Annotated in this window: 16 protein-coding genes; 10 read left to right on the top strand and 6 right to left on the bottom strand. The window is 65.6% G+C overall.

Annotation, left to right across the window (positions count from 1 at the left end; translation table 11 throughout):
- Positions 1-14: 14 nt before the first annotated feature.
- From ACI2KK_RS19750 to ACI2KK_RS19735, 4 genes are all read left to right on the top strand, one after another.
- Positions 15-401 (top strand): CidA/LrgA family protein, encoded by a 387-nt coding sequence (locus ACI2KK_RS19750; RefSeq protein WP_404670214.1) that lies wholly within the window; start codon positions 15-17, stop codon positions 399-401.
- Positions 391-1,077 carry an LrgB family protein gene (locus tag ACI2KK_RS19745; RefSeq protein WP_217841813.1) on the top strand — a complete coding sequence of 229 codons (687 nt, stop codon included), beginning with the start codon at positions 391-393 and terminating at the stop codon, positions 1,075-1,077. Before ACI2KK_RS19750 ends, ACI2KK_RS19745 begins: the two co-directional genes overlap by 11 nt.
- Before the next feature lie 174 nt (positions 1,078-1,251).
- Positions 1,252-2,157 (top strand): alpha/beta fold hydrolase, encoded by a 906-nt coding sequence (locus tag ACI2KK_RS19740; protein WP_404670213.1) that lies wholly within the window; start codon positions 1,252-1,254, stop codon positions 2,155-2,157.
- 117 nt (positions 2,158-2,274) lie between these two features.
- On the top strand, positions 2,275-3,189 hold the full coding sequence (locus ACI2KK_RS19735) for an SDR family oxidoreductase (protein WP_404670212.1): 915 nt from the start codon (positions 2,275-2,277) through the stop codon (positions 3,187-3,189).
- Positions 3,190-3,712: 523 nt separating this feature from the next.
- On the opposite strand, the gene ACI2KK_RS19730 is transcribed toward ACI2KK_RS19735, so the two are convergent.
- Positions 3,713-4,495 carry an IclR family transcriptional regulator gene (locus ACI2KK_RS19730; protein ID WP_404670211.1) on the bottom strand — a complete coding sequence of 261 codons (783 nt, stop codon included), beginning with the start codon at positions 4,493-4,495 and terminating at the stop codon, positions 3,713-3,715.
- A gap of 196 nt (positions 4,496-4,691) precedes the next feature.
- On the opposite strand from ACI2KK_RS19730, the gene hmgA reads away from it, so the two are divergent.
- From hmgA to maiA, 3 genes are read left to right on the top strand one after another with little or no spacing between them, the layout of a single operon-like run.
- Positions 4,692-5,993, top strand: a complete 1,302-nt coding sequence (gene hmgA, locus ACI2KK_RS19725; protein WP_404670210.1) for a homogentisate 1,2-dioxygenase — start codon at positions 4,692-4,694, stop codon at positions 5,991-5,993.
- Between the two features lie 3 nt (positions 5,994-5,996).
- A complete protein-coding gene (gene fahA / locus ACI2KK_RS19720; RefSeq protein ID WP_404670209.1) occupies positions 5,997-7,289 on the top strand; it encodes a fumarylacetoacetase in 1,293 nt (430 codons plus the stop codon).
- A 13-nt stretch (positions 7,290-7,302) separates the two neighbouring features.
- Positions 7,303-7,935 carry a maleylacetoacetate isomerase gene (maiA, locus tag ACI2KK_RS19715; RefSeq protein ID WP_404670208.1) on the top strand — a complete coding sequence of 211 codons (633 nt, stop codon included), beginning with the start codon at positions 7,303-7,305 and terminating at the stop codon, positions 7,933-7,935.
- Here the strand turns inward: maiA and ACI2KK_RS19710 are convergent.
- Positions 7,929-8,735 carry a SirB1 family protein gene (locus tag ACI2KK_RS19710; RefSeq protein WP_404670207.1) on the bottom strand — a complete coding sequence of 269 codons (807 nt, stop codon included), beginning with the start codon at positions 8,733-8,735 and terminating at the stop codon, positions 7,929-7,931. The two genes, maiA and ACI2KK_RS19710, sit on opposite strands and share 7 nt — an antisense overlap.
- A gap of 123 nt (positions 8,736-8,858) precedes the next feature.
- On the opposite strand from ACI2KK_RS19710, the gene ACI2KK_RS19705 reads away from it, so the two are divergent.
- Complete coding sequence (locus ACI2KK_RS19705; protein WP_404670206.1) at positions 8,859-9,881, top strand: Glu/Leu/Phe/Val dehydrogenase dimerization domain-containing protein; 1,023 nt, start codon at positions 8,859-8,861, stop codon at positions 9,879-9,881.
- Between the two features lie 65 nt (positions 9,882-9,946).
- On the opposite strand, the gene ACI2KK_RS19700 is transcribed toward ACI2KK_RS19705, so the two are convergent.
- A complete protein-coding gene (locus ACI2KK_RS19700; protein ID WP_217887763.1) occupies positions 9,947-10,210 on the bottom strand; it encodes a YebG family protein in 264 nt (87 codons plus the stop codon).
- A 239-nt stretch (positions 10,211-10,449) separates the two neighbouring features.
- On the opposite strand from ACI2KK_RS19700, the gene ACI2KK_RS19695 reads away from it, so the two are divergent.
- A complete protein-coding gene (locus tag ACI2KK_RS19695; protein WP_369989765.1) occupies positions 10,450-10,920 on the top strand; it encodes a phosphate-starvation-inducible protein PsiE in 471 nt (156 codons plus the stop codon).
- A gap of 105 nt (positions 10,921-11,025) precedes the next feature.
- On the top strand, positions 11,026-11,325 hold the full coding sequence (locus ACI2KK_RS19690) for a hypothetical protein (protein WP_404670205.1): 300 nt from the start codon (positions 11,026-11,028) through the stop codon (positions 11,323-11,325).
- 18 nt (positions 11,326-11,343) lie between these two features.
- Here ACI2KK_RS19690 and ACI2KK_RS19685 read toward each other — a convergent pair whose 3' ends face one another.
- From ACI2KK_RS19685 to fecA, 3 genes are all read right to left on the bottom strand, one after another.
- Positions 11,344-11,628 (bottom strand): DUF3509 domain-containing protein, encoded by a 285-nt coding sequence (locus ACI2KK_RS19685; RefSeq protein WP_404670204.1) that lies wholly within the window; start codon positions 11,626-11,628, stop codon positions 11,344-11,346.
- A gap of 127 nt (positions 11,629-11,755) precedes the next feature.
- On the bottom strand, positions 11,756-12,103 hold the full coding sequence (locus tag ACI2KK_RS19680) for an HPF/RaiA family ribosome-associated protein (RefSeq protein ID WP_404670203.1): 348 nt from the start codon (positions 12,101-12,103) through the stop codon (positions 11,756-11,758).
- Positions 12,104-12,430: 327 nt separating this feature from the next.
- Positions 12,431-14,740, bottom strand: a complete 2,310-nt coding sequence (fecA, locus tag ACI2KK_RS19675) for a TonB-dependent Fe(3+) dicitrate receptor FecA (protein WP_404670202.1) — start codon at positions 14,738-14,740, stop codon at positions 12,431-12,433.
- Positions 14,741-14,962 lie beyond the last annotated feature (222 nt).

Here is a 14,962-nt window from a genome sequence, read left to right as displayed (position 1 = left end):
GAGGAACCCCCGCCATGAACCCTGCATTACTGAAGAAAACCCTGCGTCTGCTGCTTGAGCTTGCGGTGCTGCTCGCCCTGTTTCTGATCGGCGGCCAGCTCGCCGCCTGGCTCGGCTGGCCGATCCCAGGCGGCGTGATGGGCCTGGCCCTGTTGCTGCTGCTGTTCGCCACCGGCCTGCTCAAGCCCGCCGCTCTGCAACTGGGCGCCGGCTGGCTGATGGCCGAGATGCTGCTGTTTTTCATCCCCGCGCTGATGAGCCTGCTGGACTACGGCAGCCTGCTGCGCAGCGAAGGCTGGCGCATCCTGCTGGTGATCGCCGTGAGCACACTGCTGGTGATGCTGGTCACCGCCATCACCGTGGAAGCGGTGTGCCGCTGGAGGCTGCGCCATGAACCTTGAGCCCATGTCGCTGTTCTGGCTGGCCTTCACCCTGGCCGCCTACCTGGGCAGCCGCTGGCTGTACCGGCGCACCGGGCGCTACCTGCTGTCGCCGCTGATACTGGTGCCGGCGCTGCTGCTGGCGGTGGCGGTGCCGCTGCACACCGCCTACGCCGAGTACGCCCGCAACACCCACTGGCTGATGGGCGTGCTGGGCCCGGTGACGGTGGCGTTCGCGGTGCCCATCTGGCAGCAGCGCGCCTTGCTGGCGCGGCACTGGCCGGCGCTGCTGGTGGGCATGCTGGCCGGTAGCGTGGCGTCGATCGGCAGCTCCTGGGCGCTGGCCCATGGCCTTGCGCTGGACGAGTCGGTGAGCCTGTCGCTGCTGCCGCGCTCGATCACCACCCCCTTCGCCATGCCGGTGGCCCAGGACCTGGGCGGGGTGCCGGAGCTCACCGCGGTGTTCGTGATGTTCACCGGCGTGCTTGGTGCGATGTTCGGCGGCATCCTGCTGCGCTGGCTGCCACTGCGCACGCCGCTGGCCCGCGGCGCACTGTTCGGTGTCGGCGCCCACGGCGCCGGTGTCAGCCGGGCCCGCGAAGTGGGCCGCGAAGAGGGCTCGGTGGCAGGCCTGGTAATGGTGCTGACCGGCCTGCTCAACCTGTTCGCCGCGCCCTTGTTGGTGATGCTGGTGTGACCGTTCGTGCCACAGGCTCGCTCGGTCATCAGGCTGGCTGCCAAGGCGACTTAATACCTTGGTATTGCCTCCTACACTGAGCCTCGACATAGAGAGCACATGCATGTGCCGAGGTGAACCTGCAATGAACGCAGCCTTGCCCTATTCCGACACTTACACACCGGGAAGACCCTGATGCCACTGGCTGAAATTCCATTGTGCGTCTGGCGCACCCGGAGCCAGGGTTTCACCTTCCGGGGCCAGAGCATCCGTTACTGGACAGCAGGGCATGGAGAGCCTCTGCTATTGCTTCACGGTTTCCCCACCGCCAGCTGGGATTGGCACTACCTGTGGGCACCGTTAACCCAACGCTTTCGTGTGGTCGCCTGCGACATGCTCGGCTTCGGCGATTCGGCCAAGCCTCCAGACCACGACTACAGCCTGCTCGAACAGGCCGACCTGCAGCAGGCGCTGCTGGCCCACCTGAAGATCGACCAGCCGGTGCACCTGCTGGCCCACGACTACGGCGGCAGCGTTGCTCAAGAGCTGCTGGCCCGGCACCACGAACAGCGCCTCGACATCGCCAGCTGCGTGTTTCTCAACAGCGGGCTGTTCCCCGAGAGCTGCCGCATGCTGTTGATCCAGAAGCTGCTGCTCAGCCGCGTCGGCTGGCTGGTGGGGCGCTCGTTCGGGCGTGACGACCTGGTGCGCAACGTCAGCCAGGTCTACGGGCCCTGCACCCACCCCAGCGAGAGCGCGCTGGACGACCTGTGGAGCCTGATCGTCGCCAACCGTGGCGCGCGCATCCTGCACAAGCTGATCAACTTCATGCCCGAGCGCTACGCTCAGCGCGAACGCTGGGGCGGTGCCCTGCGCCAGGGCGGTGTGCCGCTGCGCTTCATCAACGGGGTGGTCGACCCGCTGTCCGGGGCGCACATGCTGCAGCGTTACCGGGAGGAGGTGCCCGACCCGGACACCGTCGCCCTGCAGGGCATCGGCCATTACCCGCACACCGAGGCGCCGGTACAGGTGCTGCGCCATTACCTGGCCTTTCGTGAGCAGCCTCTGACCTACATTCCGCAGAAGGTCGCCTGGTCCTGACCGGGCGATCATCGCGCTGCGTTATCACCCGGCATTCGCCTGGGTGGGCTTGATTGTCCGCGCCCTGGCGCTGGCGGACACTGCCGGGCATCCCTTGACCCGCCTGGAGCCCTGCCCATGAGCCAGCCACTCGACCTGCAAGACCGCGTAGTGATCGTCACGGGGGCCGGCGGCGGCCTCGGCCGTGCCCATGCCCTGCTGTTCGCCGCGCGCGGCGCGCGGGTGGTGGTCAACGACCTGGGCGGCTCCACCCATGGCGAAGGCGCCAACCAGTCGGCAGCCGACCGCGTGGTGCAGGAAATCCGCGCCGCCGGCGGCACCGCAGTGGCCAACCACGACTCGGTCACCGACGGCGCGCGTATCGTCGAGCAGGCGCTGGACAGCTTCGGCCGGGTGGATGTGCTGGTGAACAACGCCGGCATTCTGCGTGACAAGACCTTCCACAAGATGGACGGCAGCGACTGGGAGCTGGTCTACCAGGTGCATGTGCAGGGCGCCTACAAGGTCACCCACGCCGCCTGGCCGCACCTGCGGGCGCAGAACTGGGGCCGGGTGATCTTCACCGCGTCCACCTCGGGCATCTACGGCAACTTTGGCCAGGCCAACTACGGCATGGCCAAGCTGGGCCTGTACGGGCTGACCCGCACCCTGGCCATCGAGGGCCGCAAGCACGGCATCCTGGTCAACGCCATCGCCCCCACCGGCGGCACCCGCATGACCGAGGGGCTGATCCCGCCGCAGGTGTTCGAGCGCCTCAAGCCCGAGCTGGTCAGCCCGGTGGTGGTGTACCTGGGCAGTGAACAGTGCCAGGACAGCGGCGAGCTGTTCGAGGTGGGCGGTGGCTGGGTCGGCAAGCTGCGTTGGGAGCGCAGCCTGGGGGTGGGCTTCGACCCGCGCGAAGGCTTTACCCCCGAGCAGGTGGCCGACAACTGGGGGCGCATCGGTGATTTCGATGGGGCCGTGCACCCGCAGGACAGCTTGCAGGCGTTGCAGCAGATGATGGCGAATTTGCAGAAGTACCCGGCGGATTGAGCGCGCGGGGTCGTGGAGTCTGTGCGGGCAACTGTCTTGCTCATTTTCTACAAGCTGGCGCGATCCCTGTAGGAGCGGCCTTGTGTCGCGATGGGCTGCGCAGCAGCCCCAATATCTGTATATCACTCGAAATTGCCGGGGCTGCTTTGCAGCCCATCGCGACACAAGGCCGCTCCTACAGGGATCGCGCCAGCCTCGAAATATCGAGCGAGACAGTTAACCCCCCACAAGCACGGGCCAATTCGAGGCAGTTATTCACAGGCATAAAAAAGGCCGCTGCAAACGCAGCGGCCAATCGAGACGTTAGATCAAGGAGCTTCAAAATCAACGTCGGTGAACCTGGGCGGGCGCGAAGTGCAGGGGGGGAGAAGCGCTTCGTGCCGGCCAGTGAGATCAGAATAAGCGCTTGATCCTGTGGGAAAAATAGCCTCTTCTGACATTCACCTTTACGTTTCGGGTAAAAGTGGCGGCAGGACTATAACCAGATCACCCGCTGAACATGAGTAACGCTTTGTAAGGCTTTTCAACGGTCGCCTGCGAAGCCCATCCGCCAGCTGACCGACCGGGCCGCGGCCAGCAAGCGCTTGGCGGCCGGGCCGTGTTCGTCGGCATGGAAGATAGAAGTCGGCCCGACCACGGTCATCACCGCAGCCACCTGGCCCATGGCGTTGAACACCGGCGCCGACAGCGCATCCACTCCCGGCATCAGCAAGCCATGCACGTGGTGCAGGCCGCGCTGGCGGATCTGCTCCAGCAACTGCAGGTAATCGTCTGCGGTCTGGCCCAGGGCGACCAGCTCGCGGTCGCGCAGCTCGATGGTTTCGCGCGCCGGCAGGTGCGCGGCGAACACAAGCCCCGTGGACGAGCTGAGCAGCGGCAGCACCGAACCGATCTGGGTCACCACCGTCACCGCCCGCACCGCAGGCTCGATGCTCACCACGGTCGCCCCCTGGTTGCCCCACACGGCGATAAAGCAGCTTTCGTTGAGCTCGTCGCGCAGCTCCGACAGCGGCAACGCCGCCACCTTCAGCACATCGATGCTGCCCAGCGCCGCCATGCCCACCCGCAACGCCTCACGGCCCAGGCCGTAGTGGTTGGTGGCCGGGTCCTGCTCGGCGAAGCCGCTGGCGATCAGCGCCTGCAAATAGCGATGCACCTTGCTTGCCGGCATGCCGACGTGTTCGGCCAGGCGCGAAAGCGAGGTGGACGGCGACAGTTCGGCCAATGCCTTGAGGATATCGGTGCCGACTTCCGCCGAGCGGACTTTCTGTTTGCCGGTGTCGGCGCTGGTGCTGGCTCTGGCCATGGGCGGGTGTCTGTCCGGATTTTGCGAGGTGGCGCCTTTATAGCTTGACGCCTGCACAGGAGCAAATTACGTTATTCGTAATCTGATTACGATAAAAACAATGCAGACGCGCTGCCAGCCTGCCGCCAAGTGGTTGCATCAGGTCGGGCCCCGCAGCCAGCTGCCCGTAAAAGCTCCCCGCAGCCCGGAGGCATCGATGACCCGCAGCACCGCCCCAGAACTCGCCTACCTGAGCGGTTTCGGCAATGAATTCGCCAGCGAAGCCCTGCCCGGCGCCCTGCCGGTGGGGCAGAATTCCCCGCAAAAAGCGCCCTACGGGCTGTACGCCGAGCTGCTCTCGGGCACCGCGTTCACCATGGCCCGCAGCGAGCTGCGCCGCACCTGGCTGTACCGCATCCGCCCGTCGGCCCTGCACCCGCGCTTCGAACGCTGCCAGCGCCAGCCGCTGGCCGGCGCGCTGGGGGCGATCAACCCCAACCGGTTGCGCTGGAGCCCGCAGCCGCTGCCAAGCGAGCCCACCGACTTCATCGACGGCTGGTTGCCGATGGTGGCCAACGCCGCCGCAGACAAACCGGCCGGGGTCAGCGTGTACATCTACCGCGCCAACCGCAGCATGGAGCGGGTGTTCTTCAATGCCGACGGCGAGCTGCTGCTGGTGCCTGAACAAGGCCGCCTGCGCATTGCCACCGAGCTGGGTGTACTGGAGGTCGAGCCGCTGGAAATTGCGGTGATCCCGCGGGGCATGAAGTTCCGTGTCGAGCTGCCCGACGGCCAGGCCCGTGGCTACATCGCCGAAAACCACGGCGCGCCGCTGCGCCTGCCCGACCTGGGCCCGATCGGCAGCAACGGCCTGGCCAACCCGCGCGACTTCCTCAGCCCGGTGGCCTGCTATGAAGAGGCCAGCGGCCCGGTGCAACTGGTGCAGAAGTTCCTGGGCGAGCACTGGGCCTGCGAGCTGGCCCACTCGCCGTTGGACGTGGTGGCCTGGCACGGCAGCAACGTGCCCTACAAATACGACCTGCGCCGCTTCAACACCCTCGGCACGGTCAGCTTCGACCACCCCGACCCGTCGATCTTCACCGTGCTGACCTCGCCCACCAGCGTGCATGGCCTGGCCAACATGGACTTCGTGATCTTTCCGCCGCGCTGGATGGTGGCCGAGAACACCTTCCGCCCGCCATGGTTCCACCGCAACCTGATGAACGAGTTCATGGGCCTGATCCACGGCGCCTACGATGCCAAGGCCGAGGGCTTCCTGCCGGGCGGCGCCTCGTTGCACGGGGTGATGAGCGCCCACGGCCCCGACGCCGAAACCTGCGACAAGGCCATTGCCGCCGAGCTTGCGCCGCACAAGGTCGACAACACCATGGCCTTCATGTTCGAGACCAGCCAGGTGCTGCGCCCGAGCCAGCAGGCCCTCGAAAGCCCGCAGTTGCAGGCTGATTACGACAGTTGCTGGGCCACCCTGCCGAGCACCTTCAACCCGAACCGGAGATAACCGATGAACCACACCGCCAATGCCCGCAGCTGGGTCGAGCACGCCAACGGGCACCGCGACTTCCCGTTGCAGAACCTGCCGCTGGGCATTTTCAGCCGCCCCTCGCAGGCGCCGCGCTGCGGCGTGGCCATCGGTGACGCCATCCTCGACCTTGAGGCGGTGCTGGCCGCCGGCCTGTTCGATGGCGCCGCCAAGGCAGCCGTCGAGGCCACCCGGGGCGGTGCGCTGAACGCCTTCTTCGCCCTCGGCAGCCCGGCCCGGGTGGCCTTGCGTGAACGCCTGCTGGCCCTGCTGGGCGAAGACAGCGAGCATCAGGCTGCGCTGCAGGCGGCGCTGTACCCGGCCAGCGAGTGCCAGATGCACCTGCCAGCCAAGGTCGGTGACTACACCGACTTCTACGTGGGTATCCAGCACGCTACCAACGTCGGCAAGCTGTTCCGCCCCGACAACCCGCTGCTGCCCAACTACAAGTACGTGCCCATCGGCTACCACGGCCGCGCCTCCACCCTGCGCCCTTCGGGCACCGAGGTGATCCGTCCCAAGGGCCAGACCTTGCCGGCAGGTCAAACCGAACCAAGCTTCGGCCCCTGCGCGCGGCTGGACTACGAGCTGGAACTGGGCATCTGGATCGGCCAGGGCAATGCCATGGGCCAGGCGATCCCGATCGGCGAGGCCGAGCAGCACCTGGCCGGCCTGTGCCTGCTCAACGACTGGTCGGCGCGGGATATCCAGGCCTGGGAATACCAGCCGCTGGGCCCGTTCCTGTCCAAAAGCTTCATCACCAGCCTGTCGCCCTGGGTGGTCACCGCCGAGGCGCTGGCACCGTTCCGTCGCGCCCAGCCCGCCCGCCCGGCAGGCGACCCGCAGCCGCTGCCCTACCTGCTGAATGCGCAGGACCAGGCCCAGGGTGCCTTCGACATCGAACTGGAAGTGCTGCTGCTGACCGCGAACATGCGTGAGCAGAACCTGCCGGCCCAGCGCCTGGCGCTGAGCAACACCCTGAACATGTACTGGACCGTGGCCCAGCTGATCGCCCACCACAGCGTCAACGGCTGCCAGCTGCAACCGGGCGACCTGTTTGGTTCCGGCACCTTGTCTGGCCCGGCTGAGGGCTCGTTCGGCAGCCTGCTGGAGATCACCGAGGGCGGCAAGCACCCGGTGGAGCTGGCCAGCGGCGAGGTGCGCAAGTTCCTCGAGGACGGTGACGAAATCATCCTGCGCGCCCGCTGCGTGGCTGAGGGCGTTGCCAGCATCGGCTTCGGCGAGTGCCGCGGCACCATAGTCGCAGCCAACTGAGGAGGGCAGGGCGATGCAGCTTTACACCTACTACCGCTCCACCTCGTCGTACCGGGTTCGCATCGCCCTGGCGCTCAAGGGCCTGGGTTGCCAGGCTGTGCCGGTCAACCTGCTCAAGGGCGAGCAGCGCGGCGAGACGTATCTTGCCCTCAACCCCCAGGGCCGGGTGCCGGCCCTGCGCACCGATGACGGCAGCTTGCTGCTGCAATCGCCGGCGATCATCGAGTACCTGGAAGAGGCTTATCCACAGCCTGCGCTGCTGCCCGACGGGGCCGAGGCGCGGGCGCGGGTACGTGGTGTGGCGGCAATCATTGGTTGCGATGTGCACCCGTTGCACAACGTCAGCGTACTCAACCAGCTGCGCCAGCTGGGGCACGACGAAACCCAGGTCAACCAGTGGATCGCCCACTGGATCAGCCAGGGCCTGGCTGCGGTGGAGCAGTTGATTGGTGATGAGGGCTTTTGCTTCGGCGCAGCGCCGGGGCTGGCGGATGTGTACCTGATCCCGCAGCTGTATGCGGCCGAGCGCTTCAACATCGACCTGGCCGCCTACCCTCGCATTCGCCGGGTAGCGGCCCTGGCCGCGCAACACCCAGCTTTCATCGAGGCCCACCCGGCACGCCAGCCGGACACCCCGCCTCAGTGAATCGAACGCTTGCCCGACGGTAGCTGGCCCAGGCGTTCACTGAGTTTCAGGCGTTGCACCGGGTCGTCGGTCAGCAGCAAGGCATGCTCCAGGTCAAAGCGTTCGGCCTGGGGGCAGTCCAACAGCTGGTACAGGGTGGCCCGGGCCAGGTAGTCGCTGACCTGCACCGGCCCCAGCTGCATCACCCGTTCGGCATCCACCAGCGCGGCCATGGCGTTGTCGTTGCTGCTGTGCAGCTGGCGCAGGTTGCGCGACAGGCGCTGAAGCATCTGCCGGGGCGTTGCGCTGCGCATGTGCTCGCCGGTCAAGGGCAGGTCCGGGCCAAACTGGCGGGCCAGCAGTTCGCGGCAGTCGGCCGGGTACAGGCGGCGGCCGCCGCAGGGGTCGAGCAGGTGGTCGGCGCCGGGTACGCGCAGTAAAAAGTGGCCGGGGAAGTTGACCCCTTCAAGTGGAATCGACAGGCGCTGGGCCTGGTCCAGGGCGAGTATCGCCAGCAGCAGCGGCTGGCCGCGGCGGCGTTGCAGCACCTTGTCCATCAGCGCCGCCTGCGGGCGCAGCGGGTGGTATTCGTCCTGCTGAAAACCCAGGGCATTGAGCTGGCGCAGCAGCGGCTGGGCCAGTTCGCTCAGCGGCAGCATCGGCAGGCGGGTACTGATGTCGCGTTGCAGGTCGCGCAACTGGGCCATGCAGGTGGCCGGGTCGACGCTGCGGTCATGCTCGGCAGCGATCCACAGGCTGGCTTCCAGCAGGGCGGGTGGCTCGCGTTCCAGGCAGGCCAGGCAGGCTTGGCGTGAATTCATGGCGGGTCTCCATCACGCTTGTACTTTTAGCCCTGGCAGTGCTTTTCGTCCAGTGGTCTGCCTGTGCAGCGGGCTGTGGGCTGCTGCCTATACTGGATGCAGCACCTGCCGGGGAGCCCGCCGATGTTCGCGCTCATGCAAAGTACCCGCACCCAGTCACTGCACCTGTTCATTGACCCGCCCACCGGGTTGAAGGCGGTAGTGGCCATCCACAGCGAACAGCTGGGGCCGGCTTTGGGCGGCTGCCGCTACCTGCCCTACGCCAATGACGAAAGTGCGATGATCGATGCCATTCACCTGGCTCAGGGCATGAGCTACAAGGCTGCGCTTGCCGGGTTGGCGCTGGGCGGTGGCAAGGCGGTGATCATGCGCAACGCCCATGTGGAAAACCGCGCCGCGCTGTTCGAGGCCTTCGGGCGCTTTGTCGACAGCTTGCAGGGGCGTTTCATCACCGCCGTGGACAGCGGCACCTCGACCCTGGACATGGACTGCATTGCCCAGTCCACCCCCCACGTCACCAGCACCACCGCCTCGGGCGACCCGTCACCCCATGCGGCCATGGGCGTGTTCGCCGGCATTCGCGCCACGTCAATGGCGCGGCTGGGCAGCGACAACCTGGAGGGCTTGCGGGTGGCGGTGCAGGGGTTGGGCAATGTGGGGTATGCGTTGGCCGAGCAACTTCACGCAGCCGGGGCCGAGTTGCTGGTCAGTGACCTGGACCCAGGCAAGGTGCGCCTGGCGGTGGAACAGTTCGGGGCGCACCCGGTAGTCAACGAGGCATTGACCAGCACCCCGTGCGATATCTTCGCCCCTTGCGGGGTGGGGCCGGTGCTCAACGGGCAGACGGTTATGCAACTGCGCTGCGCGGCGGTGGCGGGGGCGGCGAACCATCAGCTGACCACCTTGCAGGTGGCTGACCAACTGGAGCAGCGCGGCATTTTGTATGCCCCGGATTTCGTGATCAATGCTGGCGGGCTGATCTACGTGGCGCTGACCCACCGCGGGGCGGACCTGGGCAGTATCACCGCGCACCTGGCGCGCATCCCCACCCGGTTGACCGAAGTGTTTGCCCACGCCCAGGCCGAAAAACGCTCGCCGGCGCGGGTAGCGCAGATGTTGGCGGAGCGGATGCTCTATGGCGGATGACCCATCGCGGGGCAAGCCCGCTCCCACAGCATACCTGTGGGAGCGGGCTTGCCCCGCGATGCTTGTTACTCGGCTTCCCCGCCTTCCAGCAATTCAGACAGCGCATCTGGCTGGCTCTTGAACGCACGGGCGAACACATCGCGGTTCTTGGCCATATAGATGCCGGCTTCCTCGACCTGCTTTTCGCTCAGCGACGGCACGGCCTTTTGCAGCACTTCGGCCAGGCGCTCGGCGAGTTCGAGCATCTTGTCGTGACGGTCTGCTTCGGCCTTATCCATGAACAAGCGCTCCGGGTCGCGGCTGCTGCGGTACACCACTTCGACGGCCATTCATCACCTCTGTGCCTTTTAGCTGGTTGGGATTTTACTGTATGCGCATACAGTACAGGGGCAGGCCACCTGCCTGCAACCACCATGATGGCCCTTTGCACAGAAAAACAGCCTAGCCCACAGGTGCCCTGCGGCAATCGGCCACCTTCCAAGGCAGGGGGCATGGCCCTTTAACTGCATGGCACAAGCGTCATGCGCGCCATCCATCATCCTTCTGTCTTATCGGGGAATCGAACATCGTGAACAACAAATGGGCAGACAAACTGCGCAAGGGCCTGCACGGCTCGGCCGACTCGCTGGGCAACCTGTGCGTGGAGGCGTTCCACTACCTGGCGTTGTTCGGTATCGGCGCAATCACCGCCTACGCGGCGGTGGCCACCTTCATCGACATGCTGGGCAAGGGCGGGGTGAGCGTCGATGACATCCTGCTGCTGTTCATCTACCTGGAGCTGGGGGCGATGGTGGGGATCTACTTCAAGACCAACCACATGCCCATCCGCTTCTTGCTGTACGTGGCCATCACCGCGCTGACCCGCCTGCTGATCGGCGACGTGTCGCACCACAAGGCGCCGGATGCCGGCCTGCTGTACGTGTGCGGCGGCATCCTGCTGTTGGCCTTCTCCATCCTGGTGGTGCGCTACGCATCCTACCGCTACCCGTCCACCAAGGTGCTGGACGCCAACGGCAAGGAAGTCGAGGACGGCAAATAACTATGTACGGCTCATGAACGCCTCGCAGGCGTTTGAATGCCTGTCGGCAGCGGGTTATCTGTCGCGACCTGAGTCGCGAGCTCGGCTGGCCGATAGGAGAACCGTATGCATCTCGATGCTGAATCTGTGTACGCATACCTGGCGCAGGCTTGCATGATGTTCGGGGTCACCCCAGAAGAGGTGTTCATCACCCAGGTCGTCGACCTGATCGATGAACAAGTGGTCTCATCGCGCTCATTGGTGGACGAGGTGTTCGAGCACTTGGTGCAAGGCGAGGAGCCGACCTACGATCAAGGGCTTAGCGGTATATTCAGCCAGCCTGACACCTTCGACCCTGGCTTGCGTCTGCAAGGCGTCCGCCTGCCCGACGTGGAGCGTTTCATTGGCACCTTGCTGATGCGTTGAACATGCGGCAGCGACGCTTCAAATGGCTACTCGCCACGGACGGCGAGCTTCGCCGGTCAATGCGGCAAGCACCTCCAGCGGGTTTTGCCCCAGCTCGATGGCCAGCCCCAGGCGGATGCTGTCGATGACCCGCTGCAGGCGCACCGGGTCGTTGCGTTGGGCTTGGCTGATCAGGCGCTTGGCCACCACGCCGCTGTCATCGGAGAGGGTCAACATGATGCTGCCGTCCAGGCGTTCGATGCTCAGGTTTACCCGGTATTCGGGGGCGAAGGCGGCGCTGATGTGCTCGAAGGGGTTGTTCATGGTCGCTGTCTGCAATGAATGACTGCAGGGGTTGACCGGGGCAGGGCGGGGTTGGTTCAGGCCCGCTGATCGGTGAAAACGAAAACGCCCGGCGCAAGCCCGGGCGTTGTTGTGTGTGGCTGACGGGTCAGGCGTCCGGGTCACTCAGCTCCAGCCCCCCGCGCTTGCTGCGCAGTTTGCCGTAGAAATGCTCCAGTGCGTGGTTGAGCTTGCTGGCCGCGCCATCGACGGCCTGGTCCAGGGAGCCTGCGCTGTGGGTCACGGAAATCGGCTGGTGGCCTTTGGGGCGCGCTTCCATTTGGCAGCGTTTGTCATGGGTGCCGGGCTTGGCGCCGTTTTCGTCGCGCAAATGCACTTCGATGCGGGTGAGGTCGTCCTCGTAACGTTCGAGGTTGCTCTGCAGAGTACTGCGGACCCACTCGTTCAAGCGGACGTTGCCCTGGATCTGATTGCTGCTGTTGACCTGGATTTGCATGACTTCAATCCTTATTCAGCTTGCTCACAGAAAGCGCTGCCAAGCCTTTGAGGGCGTTGGTCTTTGTGCGCCTCTTGACTCTAAGGTCAGGCAACTGGAGAACGAATTCAAGCCCAATTTGAAAATAATTTTTTCAGCCAAGCCGGGTATCGGACATTACCCCTGGCATCGCGTCGCCTGCTTCGCGGGCAAGCCCGCTCCCACAGGATTGTGAACAGCCTGGATCAGGCACAGTACCTGTGGGAGCGGGCTTGCCCGCGAACACCGGCGCAGCCGGTGCCATCCCTCGCGAGACAATCCCGCTTCCGCCAAGCCATTGCTCAGTCGTCAGAACTCCACCGAAGTCTGCACATACAAGGTCCGCGGCTCACCCACGTACTTGCCCTTGTTGTTGTCGTCGAACGAGCGGGTGTAGTACTCGCGGTTGAACAGGTTCTTCACCCCCACCGCCACTTTCAGGTTGGACAGCTGCGGCCCGAAATCATAGCCGGCGCGGGTGCTCACCAGCATGTAGCCGGGGATACGCCCGGTGCTGCCGTCGGCGCTTTCGGTGCCGGTGTTGGCGTTGTCGGCGTACTGGCTGCTCTGGAAGCTGCTGTCCAGGTTCAACTGCCATGGGCCCTCGGTGTAACCCACACCCAAGGCGCCCTTGTGGCGCGACGAGAACGGCACCTGGTTGCCCTTGTTCGGCCCGTCCTCGCGGATGGTGGCATCGACGAAGGCGTAGCTTGCATGCACATCGAACCCGGCCAGCGCCGGGCTCAGGCCGTCGAGGGCGTAGCGCAGGCTGGTCTCGATACCCTGGTGGCGGGTTTCGCCGCGGGCGATCACCGAATCGTTGGTCTGGTTGCTTTCGTACTGGTTGTCGAAATTGATCAGAAACGCGCCGATCTCCGCTTGCAGGTCGCCATTGTCGTAGCGGGTGCCGACTTCCCAGGTGCGTGCTTTCTCGGGTTTCACCTCGCCGCTGCTGACCCGGTTGGGCATCTGGCTGTACTGCACACTGCCGAACGAACCCTCGGTGTTGGCGTACAGGTTCCAGCTGTCGGTCAGGTGGTACATCACGTTCAGTGCCGGCAGCGCGGTGTTGTAGCTGCCCTGGTAGCGCTGGCCGTTGAGCTTGTTGCTCTGCTCGGAGTCGATCATCTCGTAGCGCACGCCCGGGGTGATGGTCCAGCGGCCGATGTCGATGCGGTCGTCCAGGTAGATGGCGTGGGCTTCGGTGCTGCCACGGGTGTCGCGGTCGTTGCGGCTGTTGGTGGTGGGCAGTACGTCGGCGCTGGTCGGCTCCCGGAAGCGCAGTTCGTGGCCGGCTTCGTTGACGTAGCGGTAGCCCACCCCCAGCTCGTGCCAGCTGTCGCCCAGGGCCAGGCCCTGCGAGAAGCGGGTCTCGATGCCGCGCACCCAGTACTCGCGCGGCGACAGCGAGACGAAGTTGCCCTGGTCGAGGTAGCCGCTGCGCAGGGTCTTGGTGAAGAAGCTGTTGACGCTGAACTGGCGGTCGTCCTGCTTGTAGTCGTAGCCGAAGTTGAACAGCGTGCGGCGGCCCCAGAACTTGTCCTTCAGGCGCGTCGACTGGTACGGGTCGGCGTCGAAATCGGCGCTGCTCAGGCCGCCGGGCATCTCGGCCTCGCCCTCGTAGTACTGGGCCATGGCGTGCAGGCTGTTGGCCTCGTCCAGTTGCAGCTTGCCCTTGAGGATCAGGTCGTCGATCTGCGTGTCGCTGTGCTCGCGCCAGTCGCCGCCGCGCACTCCGGAATACAGCAGGGCACCGCCCAGGCCGTTGGCGTTGGTGCCGCCCACCAGCAGGTTGGCGCTGTTCTTGAAACCGTCGTGGCTGGACGACGGGCTGATCTGGTTTTGCATCGCCGCCTTGAACGTTGCTTGTTCCGGGATGGCGCGGGTGACGAAGTTGACGATGCCGCCGACGTTCTGCGGGCCGTAGCGCACCGCGCCGCCGCCGCGCACCACGTCCACCGCATCCATGTTGCCCATGCTGATAGGTGCCAGCGACAGTTGCGGCTGGCCGTAAGGTGCGAAGGGCACCGGGATGCCGTCCATCAGCACCGTGGAGCGCGAGGCCAGGCGCGGGTTGAGGCCGCGGATGCCGAAGTTCAGCGCCAGGTCGTGGCTGCCGGTGCCGTTGTTGTCGGGGGCGTTGACCCCGGGGATGCGGTTGAGCACTTCGCGGGCGGTGCTGGCGCCGCTGCGCTCGAACTCCTCGCGACGTACCACGTCACGGGCACCGGGGTGCTCGAAGACGTTGTCCTGGCGCGCTTCGCCCAGCCAGTCGCCGACCACCGTCGAGGCGCCCAGCTCCACGGCTGCGCCCGCTGCCGGCACCTGCTGCGGTTGCAGGCTGTAGGCATTGTCGGCCTCCTGGCGCGCCTGCAGGCCACTGCCGCGCAGCAGGGCGTCGAGACCTTGCGCGGTGTCGTACTGGCCGTCCAGGCCCGGGCTGCTCAGGCCTTGCGTGACGTTCGAACCGAACGAGATCAGCGCACCGCTTTCGCGGCCGAACTGGTTCAGGGCCTGTTCGAGGTTGCCGGGGGCGATGTGGTAGGCGCGTTGCTCGGCGATGGCGAACGGGGCGACGAGCAGCAGGGCGCAGGCGAGGGGGCTGGGGCGCAGAAGCATGGTGCGGTGGTCCTGTGAGAAGGGTTCTGCCTTCTCTGTCACGCGAGGCTGGGGAAATGGCTCAGGTCGGTGAAAATATTTTTTCTGTACCGGCCTCATCGCCGGCAAGCCGGCTCCTACAGGGATCGCGCCAGCTTTTAGAAATTGAGCAAGACAGTTGCTCCCACAGGGATTGCATAAGCTTCAGGCCAGTGCCGTACCTGTAGGAGCCGGCTTGCCGGC

Origin of the sequence: Pseudomonas sp. NPDC089406 (assembly GCF_044900265.1) — a bacterium.
In the GTDB taxonomy this organism is placed as follows: domain Bacteria; phylum Pseudomonadota; class Gammaproteobacteria; order Pseudomonadales; family Pseudomonadaceae; genus Aquipseudomonas; species Aquipseudomonas fakonensis.
The sequence above is the reverse complement of the archived record's forward strand: the minus strand, read 5'-3'. Positions and strand labels throughout refer to the sequence as shown.